Consider the following 21,655-nt stretch of genomic DNA (forward strand, 5'->3'; position numbering starts at 1 on the left):
GTTATATGAAAAAAGTAACATGTTAGTATGATATCATCACACAGGAGGAAGAGGTATGAAAAAAAGAGTAGTAGCAGTATTCATGAGTGCAGTATTCGCAACAGGTCTGATCGCAGGGTGTTCAGGCTCGGGAGATACAGATGGAGCAGAGAAGAAGGATAAGGACAAGGATGTCACAGAACTGTCTCTTTTGGTCGATACAGCGAATGCATCGACGGCTGGATTCGAGGCAGTAGCCAAGCTTGCAGAGGAAAAACTGGGAATCAAGGTGAACGTTGAGACAAGACCGGGAGGGACAGAAGGAGACAATATCGTAAAGACAAGACTAGCTTCCGGGGATATGGCTGACTTATGTGTCTATAATTCCGGCTCCCTTTTAAATGCGATCAATCCTAAGGAATATTTCATCGATATATCAGGTGAGGAATTTGCGGATCGTTTGGATGATTCTTACAAAGAGGCTGTTTCTGTAGGAGATGCAGTCTACGGGGTTCCATATCAGTCATCACAGGCAGAGGCGATCATGTACAGCAAACCGATGTATGAAAAGTATGGTCTGGATGTTCCGAAGACATGGGATGAGTTCCTGGCAAACTGCGATGTCCTAAAAGAAGCTGGCGAGACTGCTATATTGGGAACATTCGGTGATGCATGGACCGCACAGATTCCATTTTTAGGGGATGCGTACAATTTGGAAACAAATGCACCGGACTTTGCAGAAAAGTTTGATGCCGGGGAAGCAAAATGGGCAACGACACCGGAAGCGTTGAGAAGTTTTGAGAAGCTGGCAGATACCACGCCATATTATAATGAAGACTACCTAGCAACTACATACGATGACGGATGCGATATGATGGCAAATGGAGAGGCGGGACATTGGTTCATTCTTTCTAAGGCTCTGACGAATATCTATGATCTTTACGGAGATAAGGTGAATGATATTGGTATTTTCGGAATGCCAGGGGATGATGCTGCAAACAACGGAATTACTCTGTGGTATCCTGTAGCAATCTATGGTAATAAAAATAGTGAAAAGCAAGAGGCTATTTTAGACTTCATGGAATTCTATATTTCAGATGAAGCACTTGATGCATATACAGAAGCAGCACTTCCAGCAGGTCCATATTGTGTGAAGGGATATGAGCTCCCATCAGAATCCTATGATGCAGTGGCACAGGATATCCAGTCTTATCTTGATTCAGGAAAGACGGCGCCGGCATTGGAGTATATCAGTCAGGTGAAGGGCGCGGATTGTCCAACAATCTGCCAGGAATTAGGATCAGGGCAGACAACGGCAAAGGAAGCAGCAGAAAAATATGACAAGGACTGCGAAAAGCAGGCAACACAATTGGGACTTAAATGGTAAAGGAATGTGGGGGTGCGCTTTATAGCACGCCCCCAGGAGTTTCGTGAAATACGGAGGGTGGATATGAACAGGAAAAAAATATATTCTAATTGGTTTATGGTGCCGGCTATGGCTGTATTCACAATCTTCTTCCTTCTGCCAATGGTAATATCGCTGTTCTTCAGCCTGACGGTATGGGATTTTCACAGCTTTACTTTCTGCGGGTTCGATAATTTTAAAACGTTTTTTTCGGATTCGTCACTTTACAGCTCTATTAAAAATACTATGATCTATGCGGTCCTTACGTGTGTTCTGAAATTGTTCCTTGCATTTTTCCTTGCAGTGTTTTTGACAAGCAAAATCAAGACAAAGAACTTTTTGCGGTCAGTTGTATTTTTCCCAAATCTGATTAGTACGGTTGCAGTAGGAATTACCTTCTGTGCGTTGATGCATCCATCCAAAGGATTGATCAACCATGTGATAGAGCTGTTCGGTGGGAATGGGATGGACTGGCTCGGGAATACCCATACGGCATTGTATGCAGTGATATTGACAGATGTCTGGAAAGGGGTAGGTGTAGCGACCGTGATTTTCATAGCGGGGATGCAGTCGATAGATAAAACCTTTTATGAGGCGGCATCCATTGATGGAGCAAATGCTTGGCAGAGCTTGAAGGCAATCACAGTCCCGCTTTCCCGCCCAGCGATGAATTCCGTCATTATTCTCTCCTTTATCGGAGGACTCAGGACCTTCGAGCTGATATGGGCGATGACCGGCGGGGGTCCGGGATATGCCACAGAGGTGATGGCATCTACCGTATATAAGCAGTATGCAGCGGGATACTATGGTTTATCCACGGCAGGAAATGTAATCATGTTTATTCTAATTGCAATTCTGGCGTTCCCATTACAAAAGTTTTTGCTGAGCAAGGAGGTGGACTGATTTATGAAGAAGAGAAAAAGACTTTACATATTAGGGGATGCAGCAGGTCTTCTGGCGGCAGCAGTTTTCTTTATTGTGCCATTTGCCTTTATGCTGATCAATGCATTGAAGGAGCGCAGAGAAGCGAACCTGCTGAATATCAGTCTGCCGGACAGCGTGCATTTTGAGAATTTTCTGCAGGTATTTCAGGCAAATAATTATCAGATTATCACGGCATTTAAAAATAGCGGGATGATTGTTATTGGTTCAGTCCTTATCCTGATTATTGTAGGGTCCATGGGTGGATATGTCATTCAGAGACGAAAGGACAGAACAATGGGAGTATGTAATGCCTTGATCATGACAGGATTGATGGTCCCGGCAGCGATTCTTCCCACAATCTGGGTATTACAGAGGATACACTTATATAAAACGCTGACAGGAATGATCCTAATAGAAGCAGCACTGCATATTCCATTTACGGTGATGCTTTACCGGGGATTTATGGGCTCTATTCCTGTGGAATTAGAAGAGGCGGGGTATATTGACGGATGCTCGGGGTGGAAGATCTTTACGAAAATTATCTTTCCGTTGTTAAAGCCGGTGACATCAACGGTGATTATACTGAATGCAGTTACCATATTTAATGATTTTACAAATCCCCTGTATTTTCTGCCGGGAGCAGAGAATGCAACAGTGCAGCTTACACTCTATAATTTCATGGGGCAATATGCCAGCTCCTATAATCTTCTGTTTGCAGATGTAATCTTGATTACAGTTCCTATGTTGATATTATTTATTTTCTTTAATAAGCGGATTGTAGACGGGATGGTAGCAGGGGCAGTAAAAGGCTAAAGGTAAAAGACGGTGTGTACCGTCTTTTAGTCGTATTTAAAAATAAGACGGTTGTGAATCGGCATTCTATGAAACCTATTTATGTTATAATATTTCCGTGGTGTATAAAAAGAGAAAGGTCTTAAGGAATGAAATTTCAGAAGAAAATCATCATTGTGTACATGCTCTTTTCTATTGTAGTGACCGTGATTTTCGGAAGCGTATACTATGCCTTGAATGTACGGCAATATAAGGAAAGAGAATATACGAATATCAGTACAGTCTCGAATGTGAAGCTTCAGCAGATGGAAAGCCTGCTTTCAGGAATGGAAGGGGTCATTACGTATTTTTTGTCCGACGTCGATATCCTGGATGCTCTCCAGGAATTTGCTGTATTGGATGCAGATACATATGAGGAAATGTATTTCCATGATGCATCTGCTGCAATTAGGACGAAGCTGTCTACATATTATTTGATGGATGAGTATTATCGGGCAATCGTGTTCAATGAAAATAATAATGTCATATCGAATACAAATTATACCGGGATGGCTCCAGCCATCAACGCTTCCTATGAAAATTACCCGTGGAAGGACAAAGTCAGCAATAAAGGTGGAAAAGATGTTTTGATCGGGCTTCATGAAGATGACTGGGGAAATAAGAAAAAACCATATGTAATCTCCGTGGTGAAGGAAATACAGGGGATGCAGATGGGGTACATCGAGATTCAACAGAGCAAAGAGCATTTAGATCAAATGTTTGCCGATCAGGAAGAGAATATTACCTATCTGTTCGTAACGAAGGAGGGGGAACTCCTATATTCTGCGGATGAAGGAGTAGAGGTGGACGGATATTTGGAGCAGATGGAAGGGGATATTCAGGGCGTCAGAGAGATTAAAAATGAAGCTGGACAAAAGGTGCTGTGCTTAAAGCAGGAGTCGAAGACACAGGACATGATATTGTTGACAATTGCAAATGTGAACATAGGAAAGAGTGCAGCGAAAGCGTCACTTCCTGTCAGTATTCTGCTCTTAGTAGGGCTTCTTGGGCTCTCCCTTGGTTATGTATATCTTACGTCCAGACAGCTGACCAGACCGATCCGACAACTGCAGAGATTTATGGAAACAACGCATTTGGATAATATAGAGGCAGAGATTCCAGAGAAAATCTCTAATGACGAAATTGAGTCTCTATATGTGGCATACAAGGATGTGTTAGAGCGTTTGAATGAGTCTATGTTGAAAGAAAAGAGAATGTCACTATTACAGCTTCAGGCTCAATTTGATCTGCTGCAAGCGCAGGTCAATCCTCATTTCATCTATAACGTTCTGAATGTGATATCAAACAGAGGTGTCTTATCGGACGATGAAGTAATCTGCGATATCTGTAAAGAACTTGCCGAGATGCTGCGTTATGCTACGAATACAAAGGATAAATATGCCACCGTCCACGATGAGATTGAATATATGGAATCGTATTTGAAACTGTTAAAGTACCGATATGACTATAAATTAAGTTACGAGATTGATGTGGATCAAGGAATACAGGATAGGATTCTTCCCAAAATCGTACTGCAGCAGATCGTGGAAAATGCGGCGGTTCATGGATATCGTCAAAGCGCTGAGGTAATAGAGATATCCGTGACAGGACATCTTGGTGAGCATGAATGGTATATAAGAGTGCATGATAATGGGAGCGGTATATCCAAAGAGCGGCTTCTGGGAATTATGGATTCTATTGAATCGGTCAGGAATAAGCTGACATATGACCGCAGTAATGTAGAGCTCGAGATAGGTGGGATGGGGTTAGTGAACATATATGCAAGACTTTACATGTTATATACAGAATCACTGATCTTTAAAATTGAGTCAGAAGAATTGGGAGGAACAGATGTAATCATTGGTGTGAAGGAGTGTGGGACGGATGTATAGGATTTTGGTAGTGGACGATGAGCCAATTGGCTTGAACCATGTCCGTATGATATTGGAGAAAAAATGCCCTCAGTTTGAAATTATTGGAACCGCCGAGAATGGGGCGGAAGCTTTGGAGCTGATTCGCAGAGACCAGCCAGATATATTAATCACGGATATTCGAATGCCGATTATGGATGGAATTGCCCTGGTGTCTCAGGTAAAGAAAGAATTCCCGGAAATCCTGTCCGTCATTGTCAGTGGTTATTCAGAGTTTGAATATGCCAAGAGTGCATTGCGTTCCGGTGTATGTGATTATCTGCTCAAGCCGCTGGTTCCGTCTGACATGATGGCTTTGATGGAACGAATGGAGATTCGGTTAAACAGCCTTTACCATGAGAAGAGGACACAGATTCTGCGGTCCTTATGCCATAAAGAGGTGGTAGATGATGAGACAAAAATGAAACAGTATTTTTCATCAGAAGCATACTACGCTGTTATTTTTCGCTGGAATGGACTGCCCAGCCGATTTATAAAGAAGCACGGTGTTGAGATATTTTCCATGGAAGAGGAAAAGATATATATTTATGGCCGGGATGAGATGGAAGCACTTTACTTGATCCCACGAGAAATTGTGTTTCAAAGTACATTTCCTGAGTTTTTGGAAAAATTGTTTCGGCGGGAACAAAAGCAGAATCGAGGTTCCTATGTAACAGGGGTATTCTGTGAAGTCGAAATTTCGATTGGCCAACTGGCAGATGTTGCAGAGAGACTTTACCGTAAGCTGGATGAATCTCTGATTATAGGAAAGAATCAGTTGACTGGGCTGGAAAGCGATATACCAGCCGTTCATGTGAGTGAGGCAGAAAAGCGTATATTGGAGAATGTGGAGCAATTAATCCGTTGTTGTCAGTATCAGCAAATTTCAGAGGAACTTCACAACATCTTTTCTGTATGGAAAATGGAAGAGCGGAGTCAGTTATATATGGAATCAGAAATTAAATACATTCTGCGTCTGCTCCAAAATGCCTGCCCACTAGAAATGAAGTCTGCAGAAATAGAGTATATGCTGGATGATGTGTTCTATTATGCGGCAGACATGGAGGAGCTTGAGAATAGCCTTGTTCTTCTTATGAAGCAGTGTATTCCAAACGTAAGAAAGGAGAGGATCGATGATAAGGAGCAGCTATTTCGCTCTATCTTAGCCTATCTGAATACACATATTAAGGAACCTTTGACACTGGGAGATATCTGCCGGAAATTTGGCGTGTCTCAGACCTCTTTAAGCAGGATGTTCCGGGCTTATAAAGAGACCTCTTTTACAAACTATCTGACAGAAATGCGGATGGACCAGGCAAAAAGGATCATGCAGCAGGAACCATCCGCATATGTAAAGGATATTGCAGAGCGTGTAGGATATTTAGATCAGTTCTATTTCAGCCGTATCTTCCGGTCTGTTACAGGAGTCTGTCCGAAAGAGTATATGGAAAGAGCAATGTGAGCGAGGCACTATGAGTTCGTATAGAAAACACATATGATCATATATATTCCAGAAAATCTACAATATATTGGGGCTATCGGGAAGGATAGCTCCAAGTGTCAAGGGCTAAAAATCGGTATTAACCGATGCCCCCTTTTTGCTAATGTATGCATGATGACGGTATCTTCTAACTTTTCTCATAAAGGAACCGTATATGCTCATATAATTCCTGGAAGTCGATGACACATTTCCCGTCCCAAATCTGTACAGGAACGTTAGCATCAAAGCCATAGAGTACAGGGTAATCATCATGTTCGAAATCGTATACAATCACTTTTTCTTTCATAGGGTCAATCATCCAGTATTCGCGGACGCCAGCATTCATATACTTATTCAGCTTGATGACGGCATCTTTTTTCTTCGTGGATTTGGAGAGGACCTCAATAATAAAATCCGGTGTTCCATATACGCACCGGTCGATGACCTTACTACGGTCGCAGACGACCAGGATATCCGGTTCCACCATGGTCTTGTCATCACAGTCCAGTTGGACATCCACTGGCGAAATCATAGGGAGACAGGGCCCCTTATTGTCAGTTACATGATTGAACAGCTGGGCATAGATGAAGCCCGTAATCAGTTGATGACTCGATGTAGGAGCTGTCATATCATAAAGAACACCGTCAATCAGCTCCATGCGGGTATCGTCGGGAATCTTATAATAGTCCTCCAGGGTATACTTTCCCTGTTCTTTTGCTAGATAGGGAGTCGAAGCCTCGCGTATCAAGGTCTCCGAAGGTTCACGCAGTATCTGCTCTAACGCCCGCAGTGTGTCATATCTCGGGGAAGCGGTAGAGCCATTAAAAATTTTCTGTACGGTACCCAATGGAACTCCGGATAAATCTGCAATCTGTGCATAGGTATACCCAAGTTCTCTTTTTCGCTCTTTCATTTCCTGGATTGTCATAACATTATCCCTTTCATAAAAAATGAAGCTATAAAGGCTGATGGTACTGGTAAAAGGTTACTTTTAGGATATATTTACTATAACATGGAAATATCCATGATTCAACCGTCATATATAAAAATATCCAAAAACAAACCGAAAAACAACCATATTTCAACCCTGTTTTTAATAAGATAATATTTTGATGACGTTTCTCTGGATATTCTAAAATAGAAAAATCTAAAAAGTTCTGAAAAAGTTCCCCAAAATATATTGACAGAATGTCCGGAATATGATATTTTATAAAAGCTGTCAAAACAAATAAACTATATGGGGGATTAGCTCAGTTGGGAGAGCGCCTGCCTTGCAAGCAGGAGGTCACGAGTTCGAATCTCGTATTCTCCACTTATCAGATGAGCAATCATCCTGATAGATATTCCTCGATAGCTCAGTGGTAGAGCATTCGGCTGTTAACCGAAGGGTCGTTGGTTCGAGCCCAACTCGGGGAGTTTTCAAATCCGTAAACGTCAAGTTTACGGATTTTTCTTTTATAAAAAATAAGCATTATGAAAGGAAGGATTTAAAGATGAAAACAGTCCTGATTTATTTCTCTTACACAGGGAAAACAAAAATACTTGCTGAACAGAAGGCGAAGGAGGAAGGCGCAGATCTTCTTCCTCTTACCTTGATAAAACGCAGGGGGAACTTTCTGACCTATACAGTGGGGAGCCTGTGTGCCAGAAGCCATAGAAAGGCGAAGCTTCACTCTTTTAATACGGACTTGTCACAGTATGAGAGAGTAATCATAGCAATGCCTATATGGGCAGGATATCCTGCGCCGGCAATCAATAATGTGCTCCCGCTGATCAAGCGGGGGAGCAGTGTGGAACTCATTTTTACATCAGGAAGTGGAAACAGCCAGAAAAGTGGGGAGTACGTAAAGAGTGTTTTATCTGGCAATGGAGTAAAGGTGACGGGAATAACGGATATCAAAGCTTCGGAGATATAATAGCTGGTTTCTTGTGACTTAACCTGTAAAAAGGAAGTTCCTAAGGAAGGGGGGCGTTATGCAGATTATTTTCATGTTAGTGGCATTTGGAGCATTTATCGGTCTATTTGTTCATGCTGGGCAAAAGTTGTTCTTCTGGCTCAGTCTGACCTTTAAAGGGGCGGATCCCCGTGTTTTTGGCATTTTATACGGTATTCTGGTGACGGCTGTTCTCGTATTGTTTGTTATAAGCCGCATACCCGGCAATCCGGTCCCGCGGGTGCTTTTTCTTATAGATCACTATGCTCTTGGAGTTATCATTTATATGATGATGTTTGTCAATTTCGCAGACCTTATTCTGCTCCTGTTAAAGAAAAGTGGTTTGTTGGCGGTATCCTTGTTACATGGTGCAGAGTTACTTGCTGGAGCTCTGGTACTCGTTTTAACAGTGGGTCTGTCTGTTTATGGAGGAATCCATTCTTCGAGGATTCAGACAAAGAATTATCAGATAGATTTACGGGAAGCCCAGGGGAAAACAGATTCCATGAAAATCGTTTTGATCAGTGATCTGCATCTGGGATACGTGATTGATGACAGGCATGTGGAAAAAATTGTAAAGGCTATTAATGAGATAGAACCAGATTTAGTCTGTATTGCAGGAGATATTTTTGACGGAGATATTACATCAGTGAAAAATCCTGAACTGATTCAGGAAATGTTCAGTGAAATAAAAGCATCTTATGGTGTTTATGCCTGTCTTGGAAATCATGATGCAGGGGCAGGATATGAAGGAATGCTGGAATTTCTGGATAAGGCACAGATTCATTTGCTGGAGGATGAAGAGGTCCTGATCGGGCAAAAGATAATCCTGGCAGGAAGAAAGGATTCCGGTCCTATTGGTGGACAGGGGGAAAAGAGAAAGGCTCTGGAGGACATGCCGGATGCGGAAAAATATCCTAAGATCGTACTGGATCACAGGCCGGAAAATATAGAAGAATATGGGAAGGATACAGACCTGATTTTATGCGGGCATACACACCAGGGGCAGATGTTTCCCTTTAATCTGGTTACCGGGGCGGTACTGAAAGCGAATTATGGATATTACCGCCAGGGGCAGGAAGGCCCTCAGGCAATTGTCACCTCGGGAGCTGGTACCTGGGGACCACCTATGCGGGTGGGAACGGATAATGAAATTGTAGTGATTCAGGCTGAAATTCCTGTTTCGCAGGGAGATTAGGAGCAGGGGAATAGGAAAATTAATATGTGATAAAACAGAACAACGAAGATACAGAATGAAATAGATGGGAGATATATTCCTATTGACAAAGTATCTGATTTCGGACTATACTACTAAAGTGTCCGAAATCAGATACTTTTTTAATATTGGAAACTTTGTTTAAGAAAGAAGAGGAGTATTTATATGAATACGTTGAAAAAACAGATGGTTGAACTCAATCAGCTTTGTAATGAAAATGACGGAATCTATCACGAAATCGCCCACAGTTACGGGCTGTCAGACAGCATATATTGGATTTTATACATTTTATACAGCAGTGATACTCCGGTTTCTCAGAGCGAATTGTGCAATAACTGGTACTATTCAAAGCAGACGGTCAATTCTTCTATTGCGGCTATGGCAACGAAGGGCTGGATTGCATTGGAGGTCATTCCCGGAACGCGGAACAAGAAGAACATTATTCTGACAGAAGCGGGCAGGGAGTTTAGCGCCAGGGTCATAGGAGAGACACAGGAGATTGAAGAGACTGCATTTTCAAGAATTACAGAGGAAGAACGAGACCTATTCATATCTCTGTTTCGGACGAGCAATCAATATATGCGCGAGGAATACGAGAAGAGGCGCCCCTCTCCAGGGAAATGATTTTTTAGCGCCATCTGAAAAGAAAGGAGAAAACTATGACAATTCAGTTATCTGATCACTTTGACTATAAAAGACTGTTACGGTTTGTATTCCCCTCTATCATTATGATGGTGTTTACGTCTATATACGGTGTTGTGGATGGGCTGTTCGTATCTAATTTTGTTGGAAAGACTGCTTTTGCGGCAATTAATCTGGTGATGCCGGTGGATATGATTTTCGGCGGTGTGGGCTTCATGCTGGGAACAGGAGGCAGCGCTCTGGTTGCGAAAACATTGGGAGAACAAAAAACAGAAAGAGCGAATCAATATTTTACGATGATGGTTTCAATTACTATCATTGTCGGTACAATTCTTTCCATCGTGGGCATCGTTATTATGCGTCCCGTCTCAATTTGGTTAGGGGCAGATGAGGCGATGCTTCCGAACTGTGTGCTCTATGGCAGGATCATGATGGGATTCAGTATGTCTTTTATGCTTCAAAATGCACTCCAGGGGTTTCTGATTACAGCGGAAAAACCGAACCTGGGACTGGCTTCAAATGTAGCGGCGGGCCTGACCAATATGGTGCTGGATGCCTTATTTATTGTTGTTTTTAAATGGGGCGTGGCAGGTGCGGCAATTGCTACGGGGCTGAGTCAATGTGTCGGAGGAATCATTCCTCTGATTTACTTTCTGCGTCCCAATGCCAGCCGCCTGCGTTTGGCAAAGACTAAGCTGGAAGCAAGACCAATCATCAAGGCCTGTACAAATGGCGCGTCCGAAATGGTATCCAGTGTCACCTCATCCGTCGTGGGAATGCTGTATAACTTTCAACTGCTCAAATATGCGGGGGAGAACGGTGTGGCATCTTACGGTGTCCTGATGTATATTCAGTTCATCTTTGTTGCAGTCTTTATTGGATATTCGATGGGAAGCGCACCTATTGTCAGCTATCATTATGGCGCGAAGAATCATATGGAATTAAAGAATCTGCTCTGTAAAAGTGTTGTATTGATGGTATCGATCGGCGGAGGAATGGTCCTGGCAGCACAGATACTGGCAGTTCCGCTTTCCAGGCTCTTTGTAGGGTATGATGGGACACTATATGAAATGACGGTCCATGCACTTAGGATTTCCACACTTTCCTTCCTGATTGTGGGATTCAACATTTTTGCGTCCTCTTTTTTTACGGCACTCAATAATGGCGGTGTGTCAGCAGCGATTTCCTTCCTTCGGACCTTCATTTTCAAGCTTGCCGCTGTATTGCTGCTGCCGCTCCTTCTTGGACTCGATGGAATCTGGTGGGCAGAGGTGTCAGCGGAGATATTTGCATTTACACTTTCCGTCATCTTTTTACTGGTTAATCGGAAGAAGTACCATTATATGTAAGACTATCCTGTAGGGCATCCGGCTTGCAGAGCTGGTGCCCACGGATGATGATTATAGTTTAGACAAAAGGAATACAAGGATTCGTGTGGAAATGGGGGCAAGCTTTTTGGTTTTTGGATATTTTACACAAAAATAAAATATTTAATTGTTATATTTGTCTATTGTTTTTGAATTATATCTTTGCTATACTACGTTTGTCTTGAAAAACAAAAGTAAAAGTTATGTGTACGGTGTGTTATGATTGAGTTCAGCAGGATCCGATGATTGTTATTTGTGTATTTATGCAGATACGTCATGTGGGTTCTTTTTTTGTAATTTGAAAAGATTCTGCCACATTCGGCAGAGGGATGGGACAGAGAGTAAAGGAAGCGGGTGATGTGATGAAGATATCCAGAGTATTGAATAATAGTTGTGTTATCATATTAGATGACAACCAGAAAGAAATGATATTACTGGGCAATGGGATAGGATATTCGAAGCGCCCCGGTGACTCGGTGGACAAAGCTAAAATAGATAAAGTTTTTGTCATGGAGGATGATTGGAAAGCAGATCGTTTTGCAGAACTTTTAGGTCGGGTCTCGAATGAGATCATCAATATATCAGAGGATTTGATTGAGTATGCACATGAGCTGCTTGGGACCGATTTGGATGAGGCAATACACATATCACTGCCAGATCACCTTGATGGTGCCATAGAGAATTTCCGACAGGGTATTCTACTCCATAATACATTACTTCTTGAGATTAAAAAGTTCTATCAAAAGGAGTTTTCGTTGGGAGAGAGGGCTCTTAAGATGATTGAAGAGAAGATGGATATTAAGATGCCGGAGGATGAGGCTGGTTTTATAGCGATGCATTTTGTAAATGCACAATCGCACGATGAGAACGATCAGACGCGGGCAATCATTACGCTGGTCGATGAAATGGATCGAATCATTTCGCAGACTTTTGGGAGCAGGATGACAGCTATCGATAAGAACTCCCTGATATATTGTCGTTATATGACACATCTGAAGTTCTTTGCGCAGAGAGTCCTGACAAAGACATATTTCATGGAGGGAGATACAAAGGAGCTGAATCTCACTATCAGGAAATATGAGGAAGAATATATGTGCAGCCGGAAGGTTTGTGAGTTTATATCTAAGGAATATAACTATGATGTCTGTGAGGAAGAAGTAATGTATCTAGCAGTCCATCTGGTTCAGATAATGAACAGGAGAACACAGAAGGAAAAGAAGAGTGAAGTTTAGAACAAAGAGATTTATATAAAGAAGAAAGATTAGTAAGGAATGTTATGATTGAGTTCAGCAAGATCCGGATAGTCTGGCATGATTTTGGTATATCAGGTGATATATCAAGAAGATACATGCTGGAATTTCCGGATCTTTCTTATTTTGAAAAATACCGGAGGTAATACTGACGGTGTTAAAAGGTCTCCTGCAGGGTCCGATAGAAAAGTTAAGTAAAAAGAAAGAGAGGATTATGAAATGGCGAAAGATTACACAAAACTTGCCAGTCAGATTGTTGAACAAGTAGGCGGTAAGGAGAATATTAAATCATTGGTACACTGTATGACAAGGCTCAGATTTAGGTTGGATGATACGCAGAAGGTAAACGTAGAGAAACTTGAGCAGATTGAGGGAGTGATCAAAGTGATTATTTCCGGTGGACAGCATCAGGTAGTTATAGGTACTCATGTGGATGAGGTGATGAAGGCAGTAGAGAAGGTCACCGGGACTACATATGGAGGCCAGATCAATGAAAAGGAAGAAGAACAGATCAAAAAGACATTAGGAGAGCGATTGTCTCCCAAAAATATTGTAAATACATTTATAGATACGGTATCCGGGATTTTTATGCCCCTTATGGGAGTGATGGCTGCTGCTGCATTAATCAAGGCGATCGCAATCACCTGCTCTACGTTTGGATGGCTGTCCGATCAGAGTACAACATATACAATCCTGTATGCAATAGGAGATGGCTTCTTTTATTTTATGCCAATGTTCCTGGCATTCACTGCAGCCAAGAAGTTCAAAGCAGATGCTTTCCTCGCTGTAGGAATCGCGGCTGCAATGGTATATCCTACATTATCTGCACTATTTGGTGAAGGTGCAGAGGTTACTTTTTTGGGGATTCCAGTAGTTCTGATCAGCTACACCTCATCTGTTCTCCCGATTCTGGTAGCAGTTTATGCACAGAGTAAATTGGAGAAGGCCTTGAATAAAGTGTTCCCTAAAGTAATACGAGGAATTTTTGTACCTGTAATTACACTCCTGATTATTGTACCGGTTTCATTAATTGTAATCGGGCCTGTTACAGATGTGATCGGAACTGCCATTGGAACTGCTTTTGCATGGCTGATTGAAGCATTCCCTGCAGTTGCAGGATTTGCACTTGGTATTTTATGGCCGATCATGATTATCTTTGGTTTCCACTGGGGACTGATTCCGGTGGTTATGAATAATATTGCATTATATGGAGGAGATATGATTCTGCCATGTACAATCGCAACAAACTTTGCAATGGCCGGCGCTGCAGTCGGAATTTGGCTCAAGACAAAGAAGACATCCGTTAAAAACATAGCTGTCCCTGCAATTTTATCTGCATTACTGGGTGGGGTTACGGAGCCTGCAATTTATGGACTGAACTTGAAGTATAAAAGACCATTCTTTATTGCCTGCCTGTGTACAGGTATTGCCGGTATTATTGTGGCAGGTGCAGGCGTCATGTTCCCATCTGTTATGACGACAAGCATTTTGACGCTTCCGGCATTGGCAGGACTTGGCGGAATTACAGTAATTATTGCCTCTGCAATTGGATTTTTTGGAACAGCTGTACTGACTTACTTTATTGGATTTAATGACAATATGGTAAAGGAGGAATAGATTTATATGAGAAATTTGGCTTTTAACCCGTATCTGCCGTCATGGGAATATGTACCGGACGGGGAACCACATGTATTTAACGGACGAGTTTATGTATATGGTTCTCATGACCGGGCACACGGAACAAAATATTGTGAAGAAGATTATGTGGTATGGAGTGCACCTGTAGATGATTTAAGCACCTGGAAATACGAAGGGGTGTCCTACAGAAAATCGCAGGATGCTGCCAATTCTGACGGAACAAAACTGTTGTTCGCGCCGGATGTGGCTTGCGGGCCGGATGGAAGGTATTATCTCTATTATGGTCTGTCAGATATTCAATATATTGGAGTTGCAGTCAGTGATTCCCCGTCAGGGCCGTTTATGTTTTACGGACATGTTCAGTATGCAGATGGCAGCCTGCCTGCCGGTCTGGCATTTGACCCAGGAATTCTTGTGGATGAGGATGGTATCTATCTGTATTATGGCATTTCTCCCAAAATCGAGGGGAAACCGACAGGGGCTTATTCGGCATTAAAAGAAATCATGCCAGGTGCCTATATGATAAAACTTGACAAAGACATGAAGACGGCAATCAGTGATCCTGTTCTAGTTGCAAATGGTTATTGCAGTGCAAAAGGGACAGGATTTGAGGAACATCCGTTTTTTGAGGCGTCCAGTATCCGTAAAGTGAATGGAAGGTACTATTTTATCTATTCCAGCCTGCAGGGGCATGAATTGTGCTACGCTACAGCGGATGCGCCGGAGGGACCGTTTACGTTTGGAGGTGTGATCGTTTCCAATGGGGACGTGGGACTTTTTGAGGAGCCGACAGCCTATATGGCGAACAATCATGGGAGTATAGAATGCGTGGATGGGCAGTACTACATTTTTTATCACAGGCACACACATGGGCGGCATTTTAGCCGTCAGGCCTGTGCGGAAAAAATTCAGATTCTGGAAGACGGCAGAATCCCACAGGTGGAAATTACAAGTTGTGGATTAAATGAAGGACCACTGCCAGCCGCACAGAGATATCCGTCTTATATCATCTGCAATCTGCATGGACCATCTCCGGCGGAGAAGATTCCTTCTAAACCACCATTCGATGAGACAATGCCCTATCTGACGGAGACAGAAGAGGTGGAAAAAGAAAAAAGGGTTCTGTATCTGACAAATATGCAGAAGCAGGCAGCATGTGGTGTTAAGTATTTGCAATTTGAGGGAGAGACGTCTGTGCGGATCAAGATAAAAGGCGCAAGGGGTACGGTGAAGGTTTTATTAGATTCCCAGGACAGCAGTCCCGTTTCCCAGATCAATGTTGATACACAGCAAACGAGTTGGACAAGCTACACGGCAGAATTAGAGGCAGTATATGGGAAACACGCGGTATATTTCCTGTTTGAGCCGGAGGATGGAGCAATGGATTTCCTGGAGTTTGAATTTGACAGGTGATTAATAGAAGGGAGTAGGAGCATGACAGAGATACCGGTCATAAAAAAAGAAAATGGAATATGGAGCCTATTTGTGGATGGAAAACCGTTTACAATGCTTTCGGCAGAACTGCATAACTCTTCTGCATCCAGCACAGAGTATATGGAACAGCAGGTCTGGCCCTATCTGAGGGGCCTTAACGTTAATAGCGTTCTGCTCCCGGTATACTGGGAGATGATAGAGACTGTGAGGGGAGAGTTTGATTTCTCGCTGGTAGATCAATTGATCAGACAGGCAAGACGGGAAAGGGTCAAACTTGGAATCCTGTGGTTTGGATTGTGGAAGAACGGGATTTCCAGCTATGTGCCCGCATGGATGAAACAGGACCAGGAGACTTATTTCCGGGCTCGCGACAGAGAAGGGGCTGCAATGGATGTCATTTCCCCATTTTGTCAAGCGGCCGTTCATGCGGATGCAGCGGCTTTTGGAAGACTGATGGAGCATCTACGCGAAATAGATGGGGAAGAGCATACTGTAATTCTGGTTCAGGTGGAAAATGAAATCGGTCTGCTGGGCAGTGATATGGACTATTCAGAAGTTGCCAGAGAGGAATACCAAAAGGAAATTCCACAAAGCATTGCGGCGTTATATGATAAAAGCGGTACGTGGAGAGAGGCTTTTCAAGAAGAAGCGCCGGAAGTATTTATGGAATATACTTATGTGTCTGCAGTAGAAAAAATCGCTTATACCGGGAAAACACAGTATCCACTACCAATGTATGTGAATGCCTGGATTGAAAAGTTTCCATGGCGTCCGGGCGGATATCCCAGTGGAGGTCCAATCGCACGTTTTCTTCCGCTGTGGAAGGCACTGGCACCGCATATCTCTGCATGTGTACCCGATATTTATACAGCAAATACAAAGGAGGTATGCAGGGAGTATGCCGGGGAGGAGAACCCCTTGTTAATTCCTGAGCATAGGAGGGATCGGAAAAATATCAGTGCTCTTCTCTACGCAATTGGTAAGTATCAGGCGCTCTGCTTTTCTCCATTTGGAGCAGAAGATTTTATGATGCCTTTGGAACAAAGGACAGGAATTGCGAACCCGGTTGTCATGAAAATATTAAATATAGATATGAAAGCATGGCAGTGTGATGGAACAGGAGAATGGCTTGGGTGTGCGTATCAGCTTCTAGGGAAAGCATTAGACACCATCTATCGTTACCGGACCAAAGGAAAAGTGCACAGCTTTATCCGGGAAAATGAATATGAGAAAGGGGTAGTGCTTTCTCTTGCAGCCTGCGATGTCAGAATCGATTATCTGGATTCCGGGGAAGATACTCCGAAAGCAGCGGGAATCATCCTGGAGGGAGAAGAGAATGAACTCTATATGATTGGTGTTTCCTGTCGTTATGGGATTCTGGCAAAAAAGGAGGAGCATAGGAAACTCGGCATATTGGAATACAGTGAGGGTGTATTTGAAGAGGATCAATATATCAGAAAAAGGATTTTAAATGGTGATGAACGCTATTGTATGATGATTCTTGATAATCCACAACTGCAATATATAAAATGGTATTGGTATGAATAGAAGAGGAGGATGCTGAAATGAAGACGTTATTCCCGGAAGGGTTCTTATGGGGTGGAGCTGTAGCTGCGAATCAATGTGAAGGAGCATACTTAGAAGATGGGAAAGGCCTGTCGATCCAGGATATCATGCCTCATGGAATTATGGGGGCATGGACCAAGGAGCCAACAGAAGACAATATGAAACTGGTCGGGGTTGATTTTTACCATAGATATAAGGAGGATATCCGACTTTTTGCAGAGATGGGGTTTAAGATTTTTCGAACATCTATTGCATGGTCAAGGATTTTCCCAAATGGAGATGAACTTACACCAAACGAGATAGGCCTGCAGTTTTATGATGACTTATTTGATGAATGCCACAAATATGGGATAGAACCGATGGTGACGATTTCTCACTATGAGACACCGCTTCATTTGGCGAAGGAGTATAATGGTTGGACGAATCGGAAACTGATTCGTTTCTATGAAAACTATGTCCGTACAATTTTTGCACGGTATCGGGGTAAAGTAAAGTACTGGCTGACATTTAATGAAATCAATTCCATCCTGATGGCTCCTCTTATGAGCGGCGGAATCATGACTCCGAGAGAGGAATTATCAGCACAGAATCTGTATCAGGCAATTCATCATGAGCTGGTGGCAAGTGCCCTTGCAGTGAAGATCGCACATGAAATGATGCCGGGAGCAATGGTTGGCTGTATGATTCTGGGAAGTCCGACATATCCCTTGACTGCTCATCCTGATGATGTGATAAAAGCTATGAAGAAAGACCAGGAGAATTATTATTTTGCAGATGTTCAGGTAAGAGGGTATTATCCAAGATACCTGGACAGCTATTTGAAGGAACAAGGTGTTAAGATACAGATGGAACCAGGGGACGAGGAAATCTTAAAGAACACGGTGGACTTTGTTGCATTCAGTTATTATGGCAGTTCATGTGAATCTGCAGATCTGAATGCGGAAGTCGGAAAAGGGAATATCCTGGGTGGTGTTAAGAATCCGTTTCTTCCTGTCAGTCAGTGGGGATGGCCAATCGATGCACAGGGATTAAGATATCTGTTAAATCAGATGTATGACAGATACCAGAAGCCGCTATTTGTTGTAGAAAATGGTCTTGGCGCAGAGGATCATCTGGTAATGGGGCCTGATGGAGAACTGACCGTAGAGGATGATTACCGAATCCAGTATATGGAAGCTCATATCAGAGAGATGGCAAAGGCTCTTGAAGACGGTGTGGAACTGTTAGGATATACATCCTGGGGCTGCATCGATCTGGTAAGTGCCTCAACGGCACAGCTGAAAAAGCGTTATGGATTTATTTATGTGGACAGAAATGATGACGGAACCGGAACTTTAAGTCGTTATAAGAAGAAATCCTTTTATTGGTATAAACATATTATCGAGACAAATGGGCAATGCCTGTTGGAAAAGGAGGGGTAGTAATGTTATCATTTTTGAAGAAGAGGCAGGAGCCGGAGGAAAAGGTGAGAGAGTTAAAGGCCTATATTTCAGGAAAAGTGATTCCAATCGAAGAGGTCGCTGATGAGGTGTTCTCTTCAAAGGCTCTTGGAGACGGCATCGGAATAGAACCTACTGGAGATACTGTCTATGCGCCATGCAGTGGAACCGTGTCCGTCGTAATGGCGGACTCCAAACATGCAGTGGGTATGACCCTGAATAATGGTGCCGAAATTCTCATTCATGAAGGTTTAGATACCGTCAACATGCAGGGGGAAGGCTTTGAAGTTTTTGTGAAAGAAGGCGATAAAGTAGCGGCAGGGCAAAAACTAATACAATTCGATTCCCAACGGATTCGTGAGTGTGGTTATGGGCTGACTTGTGTGCTGGTGGTGACAAATATGGAGGAATTTCCGGGAATAAGATTTGTTACCGGGGAGGAGGCTGTACAGGGAGAGACAACAGTTGTTGTGTTCGAAGCATAGAAGTACCTGTTGTGCTCGGAAGTCTTCCCTTGTGCTGTACAGGATACGAATAGAAGGATTTCTTTAAGATAGAAATCCTTCTTTATTATAATATTCTGTTCCCTTATAGTCCTCAAGTACGCCATAAAATTTCAGAATGGTACTTTTATCCTGCACATATTTCCCCAGGTCTTCTGGTCCATAGCGAAGGAGATAATAATCCATGTCATGGAGGATACGGTAGATATTAATGACGCAGTTCACATCATGCGTCTCTTTTGCTTTCTGCACCAGTTCAATCAGTATGTCAAAATCCTGGGAAAATGCATCGTTGTATATACTTAACTTGAGCTCTTCCAGAAGTCTGAGTATGGCTTTAGCATCATAATCGTTGTGAGCGTATACTGGCTCACCATATTGCTGTTGGAATTCTTCATCAGTTAAGCCAAGACTGTCTTTCTTTTCCCAATCCTCGGTTTTATAGGAGTATCCTGTGATGATCTCGCCAGTCTGCTCCAGATAATTCCAGTAACCATCATTAGGATCAGTCAAGTGGTCCTGAAGATCGCCGAATATGAGTAATGCTTCTAATCTAAGATTTGCATTACAAATGATTGTTTTCAGGCGCTCGACATCCTTGGAATCCATTCCGGCCAGGGCAGCACTGCGTATGGAAAGCACCGTGTTTTTATCCGGCTGTTGAAAAGATTTTTGTCCAGAGGCAGGAGCTGTATTTGAGTCTTTGGGTTTTAAATCATCCTGCGTAGTGTCGGTCTTTTCGGAGGAGACCTTTGGGCTTGGGTCAGCACGCTTTTTACTGCATCCGGTGAACAGCATACATGCGGCCACTAATAGGGAAAAACGAAATAGGTTACGTGTGAAATGTGTGGTTGTGTACTGCATCCTGCAGCTAAAAATCTGTACCGAGTTTTTCTTAAGCATAAAAAGTGGCCTCCTTGTAAATTCAGAGCCTTGTTGAAAGGCTGGTGTTGGTTTATGGTATCTCATGAAATTTGTTAAGATAGAATTAGTAATGTACTACAACAGGAGTTCCTACTTCTATCATATGATATAAAGCAGCAGCCTGGTCAATCGGCATGTTAATGCAGCCGTGGGAGCCTACATCGGGAATCTGATTAAGGGTGCCGCCAAAAGAGCTTTGCCATGTAGCGTCATGCAGCCCGACTCCGGTGTCCCAGGTGATGCGCATCCAGTAAGAGACTTGCGTTTCATAGGAGGGCTTTCCGGTAGAAGGGTCGATACTTCCCACCAGTACTTCATTCTGCTTTTTATCCTGTATGGAAAAGGTACCCTCCGGGGTGATTTTTTCTGGAATTGGTTCCCCTGTGATTACATCGGTTTCAAGTACAATGGCCCCATCCTTTAGATACCACATGTGCTGTTCACTCAAATCCACATCTACGTAAGTGTTCCCCCAGTCAGGCATTGCGTGTGAAGCTGCCACACCTCCAATATAATAGGCCGGCTCCCTGGTAACGACTTCTTTATTTTGGATACTGCTTTTCAGTTTTTCAAATTCTGTGTCCTCATCAATGGACCAGCCATAAGTACCACCGGATACAGAGGTGCTCTTCCCAGTCGGCGTGGTAAATGTCCTTGTTGTCCCTACCGTATCGTATTGATCCCCGAACTCACTCAACCACTGTCTGACAGCATCGTCATGGAACATTACGTTCATCTTGTCATCCACTTTAAGCCACTTAGAAATCAGAGCTTTATCCACTACCACCGGCTCATTCATAGGATAAGTAATGCTCGCCTCACAGTATTGGTTCATTTGGGAACATGCCTGCCTGACTAGATCCGAGTCAGAGGTAAATGCCGGGATGGCGTAGCATTTCTCTTTCTCCAGGTTGATTTTCGAATCAAACTTCATAATAGAGGAGACAATTTTTTCTTTTAGCCGATCCTTATCAACGGCCGTTCCATATACTTCTGGCTCGATGACAAACTGCGTTTTGTCGAACTTTGGCTGTGCAGATTTTGGCTGTGTCTGCTCGACTGTGACCGCTTTGAGAGCGTTGATCTCTCTGTCAAGAGCTTCCTGGTCCTATGTCAAGAAAAAGTACAAATTAAATGTAACCAATTTTCTCCCGTTTGTGGATAGCTTTGCCTAACTCGCAACTTCCATGATGTTCCTTTCAAGATTTGCAAG

At 43.0% G+C, this 21,655-nt stretch carries 18 protein-coding genes, 2 tRNA genes and 1 pseudogene; 17 read left to right on the top strand and 4 right to left on the bottom strand.

The window, feature by feature from the left end; translation table 11 throughout:
* The first annotated feature begins 55 nt into the window (after window positions 1-55).
* From HGO97_RS18385 to HGO97_RS18405, 5 genes are all read left to right on the top strand, one after another.
* Window positions 56-1,366 (top strand): ABC transporter substrate-binding protein, encoded by a 1,311-nt coding sequence (locus tag HGO97_RS18385; RefSeq protein WP_216244392.1) that lies wholly within the window; start codon window positions 56-58, stop codon window positions 1,364-1,366.
* A gap of 63 nt (window positions 1,367-1,429) precedes the next feature.
* Window positions 1,430-2,287, top strand: a complete 858-nt coding sequence (locus HGO97_RS18390; protein ID WP_216244394.1) for a carbohydrate ABC transporter permease — start codon at window positions 1,430-1,432, stop codon at window positions 2,285-2,287.
* A 3-nt stretch (window positions 2,288-2,290) separates the two neighbouring features.
* On the top strand, window positions 2,291-3,121 hold the full coding sequence (locus HGO97_RS18395; RefSeq protein ID WP_216244395.1) for a carbohydrate ABC transporter permease: 831 nt from the start codon (window positions 2,291-2,293) through the stop codon (window positions 3,119-3,121).
* A gap of 128 nt (window positions 3,122-3,249) precedes the next feature.
* Window positions 3,250-5,031: a sensor histidine kinase gene (locus HGO97_RS18400; RefSeq protein WP_216244396.1), complete on the top strand. Its 1,782-nt coding sequence runs from the start codon at window positions 3,250-3,252 to the stop codon at window positions 5,029-5,031.
* Window positions 5,024-6,511: a response regulator gene (locus HGO97_RS18405; RefSeq protein ID WP_216244397.1), complete on the top strand. Its 1,488-nt coding sequence runs from the start codon at window positions 5,024-5,026 to the stop codon at window positions 6,509-6,511. Before HGO97_RS18400 ends, HGO97_RS18405 begins: the two co-directional genes overlap by 8 nt.
* A 166-nt stretch (window positions 6,512-6,677) precedes the next feature.
* Here HGO97_RS18405 and HGO97_RS18410 read toward each other — a convergent pair whose 3' ends face one another.
* Window positions 6,678-7,457, bottom strand: a complete 780-nt coding sequence (locus HGO97_RS18410) for a Uma2 family endonuclease (RefSeq protein WP_216244398.1) — start codon at window positions 7,455-7,457, stop codon at window positions 6,678-6,680.
* 311 nt (window positions 7,458-7,768) lie between these two features.
* Here HGO97_RS18410 and HGO97_RS18415 point away from each other — a divergent pair.
* The 12 genes from HGO97_RS18415 to HGO97_RS18470 all read left to right on the top strand — a co-directional run bounded on the left by HGO97_RS18415 (window position 7,769) and on the right by HGO97_RS18470 (window position 19,500).
* Window positions 7,769-7,841 (top strand) — tRNA-Ala (locus tag HGO97_RS18415).
* A 32-nt stretch (window positions 7,842-7,873) separates the two neighbouring features.
* Window positions 7,874-7,945 (top strand) — tRNA-Asn (locus HGO97_RS18420).
* Window positions 7,946-8,022: 77 nt separating this feature from the next.
* Window positions 8,023-8,445: a flavodoxin family protein gene (locus HGO97_RS18425; protein ID WP_216244400.1), complete on the top strand. Its 423-nt coding sequence runs from the start codon at window positions 8,023-8,025 to the stop codon at window positions 8,443-8,445.
* Window positions 8,446-8,503: 58 nt separating this feature from the next.
* Entirely contained in the window at window positions 8,504-9,661 is a 1,158-nt protein-coding gene (locus HGO97_RS18430; RefSeq protein ID WP_216244402.1) for a metallophosphoesterase, read from the top strand.
* 183 nt (window positions 9,662-9,844) lie between these two features.
* The gene (locus HGO97_RS18435; RefSeq protein ID WP_216244404.1) at window positions 9,845-10,303 is read left to right on the top strand and encodes a MarR family winged helix-turn-helix transcriptional regulator; all 459 of its coding nucleotides are present in this window, start codon (window positions 9,845-9,847) and stop codon (window positions 10,301-10,303) included.
* Window positions 10,304-10,338: 35 nt separating this feature from the next.
* Entirely contained in the window at window positions 10,339-11,670 is a 1,332-nt protein-coding gene (locus HGO97_RS18440; protein ID WP_216244406.1) for an MATE family efflux transporter, read from the top strand.
* A 347-nt stretch (window positions 11,671-12,017) separates the two neighbouring features.
* Window positions 12,018-12,920 carry a BglG family transcription antiterminator LicT gene (licT, locus tag HGO97_RS18445; RefSeq protein ID WP_216244407.1) on the top strand — a complete coding sequence of 301 codons (903 nt, stop codon included), beginning with the start codon at window positions 12,018-12,020 and terminating at the stop codon, window positions 12,918-12,920.
* Between the two features lie 237 nt (window positions 12,921-13,157).
* Entirely contained in the window at window positions 13,158-14,555 is a 1,398-nt protein-coding gene (locus HGO97_RS18450; RefSeq protein ID WP_216244408.1) for a PTS transporter subunit EIIC, read from the top strand.
* Between the two features lie 6 nt (window positions 14,556-14,561).
* On the top strand, window positions 14,562-15,989 hold the full coding sequence (locus HGO97_RS18455) for a family 43 glycosylhydrolase (RefSeq protein WP_216244409.1): 1,428 nt from the start codon (window positions 14,562-14,564) through the stop codon (window positions 15,987-15,989).
* Between the two features lie 21 nt (window positions 15,990-16,010).
* Window positions 16,011-17,558: a DUF5597 domain-containing protein gene (locus HGO97_RS18460; RefSeq protein WP_216244410.1), complete on the top strand. Its 1,548-nt coding sequence runs from the start codon at window positions 16,011-16,013 to the stop codon at window positions 17,556-17,558.
* Between the two features lie 17 nt (window positions 17,559-17,575).
* Window positions 17,576-18,997, top strand: a complete 1,422-nt coding sequence (gene ascB / locus HGO97_RS18465; RefSeq protein ID WP_216244411.1) for a 6-phospho-beta-glucosidase — start codon at window positions 17,576-17,578, stop codon at window positions 18,995-18,997.
* Between the two features lie 2 nt (window positions 18,998-18,999).
* Complete coding sequence (locus HGO97_RS18470; RefSeq protein WP_216244412.1) at window positions 19,000-19,500, top strand: PTS sugar transporter subunit IIA; 501 nt, start codon at window positions 19,000-19,002, stop codon at window positions 19,498-19,500.
* Window positions 19,501-19,563: 63 nt separating this feature from the next.
* Here HGO97_RS18470 and HGO97_RS18475 read toward each other — a convergent pair whose 3' ends face one another.
* The 3 genes and pseudogenes from HGO97_RS18475 to HGO97_RS24450 all read right to left on the bottom strand — a co-directional run.
* Window positions 19,564-20,421: a hypothetical protein gene (locus HGO97_RS18475; protein ID WP_216244413.1), complete on the bottom strand. Its 858-nt coding sequence runs from the start codon at window positions 20,419-20,421 to the stop codon at window positions 19,564-19,566.
* Window positions 20,422-20,506: 85 nt separating this feature from the next.
* Window positions 20,507-21,376 carry a L,D-transpeptidase family protein gene (locus HGO97_RS18480; RefSeq protein WP_246597575.1) on the bottom strand — a complete coding sequence of 290 codons (870 nt, stop codon included), beginning with the start codon at window positions 21,374-21,376 and terminating at the stop codon, window positions 20,507-20,509.
* A 6-nt stretch (window positions 21,377-21,382) separates the two neighbouring features.
* Window positions 21,383-21,538 (bottom strand): annotated as a pseudogene (locus tag HGO97_RS24450) (peptidoglycan binding domain-containing protein); the annotation flags it as partial.
* Window positions 21,539-21,655 lie beyond the last annotated feature (117 nt).

It is taken from the genome of Faecalicatena faecalis (assembly GCF_012524165.2).
In the GTDB taxonomy this organism is placed as follows: domain Bacteria; phylum Bacillota; class Clostridia; order Lachnospirales; family Lachnospiraceae; genus Faecalicatena_A; species Faecalicatena_A faecalis.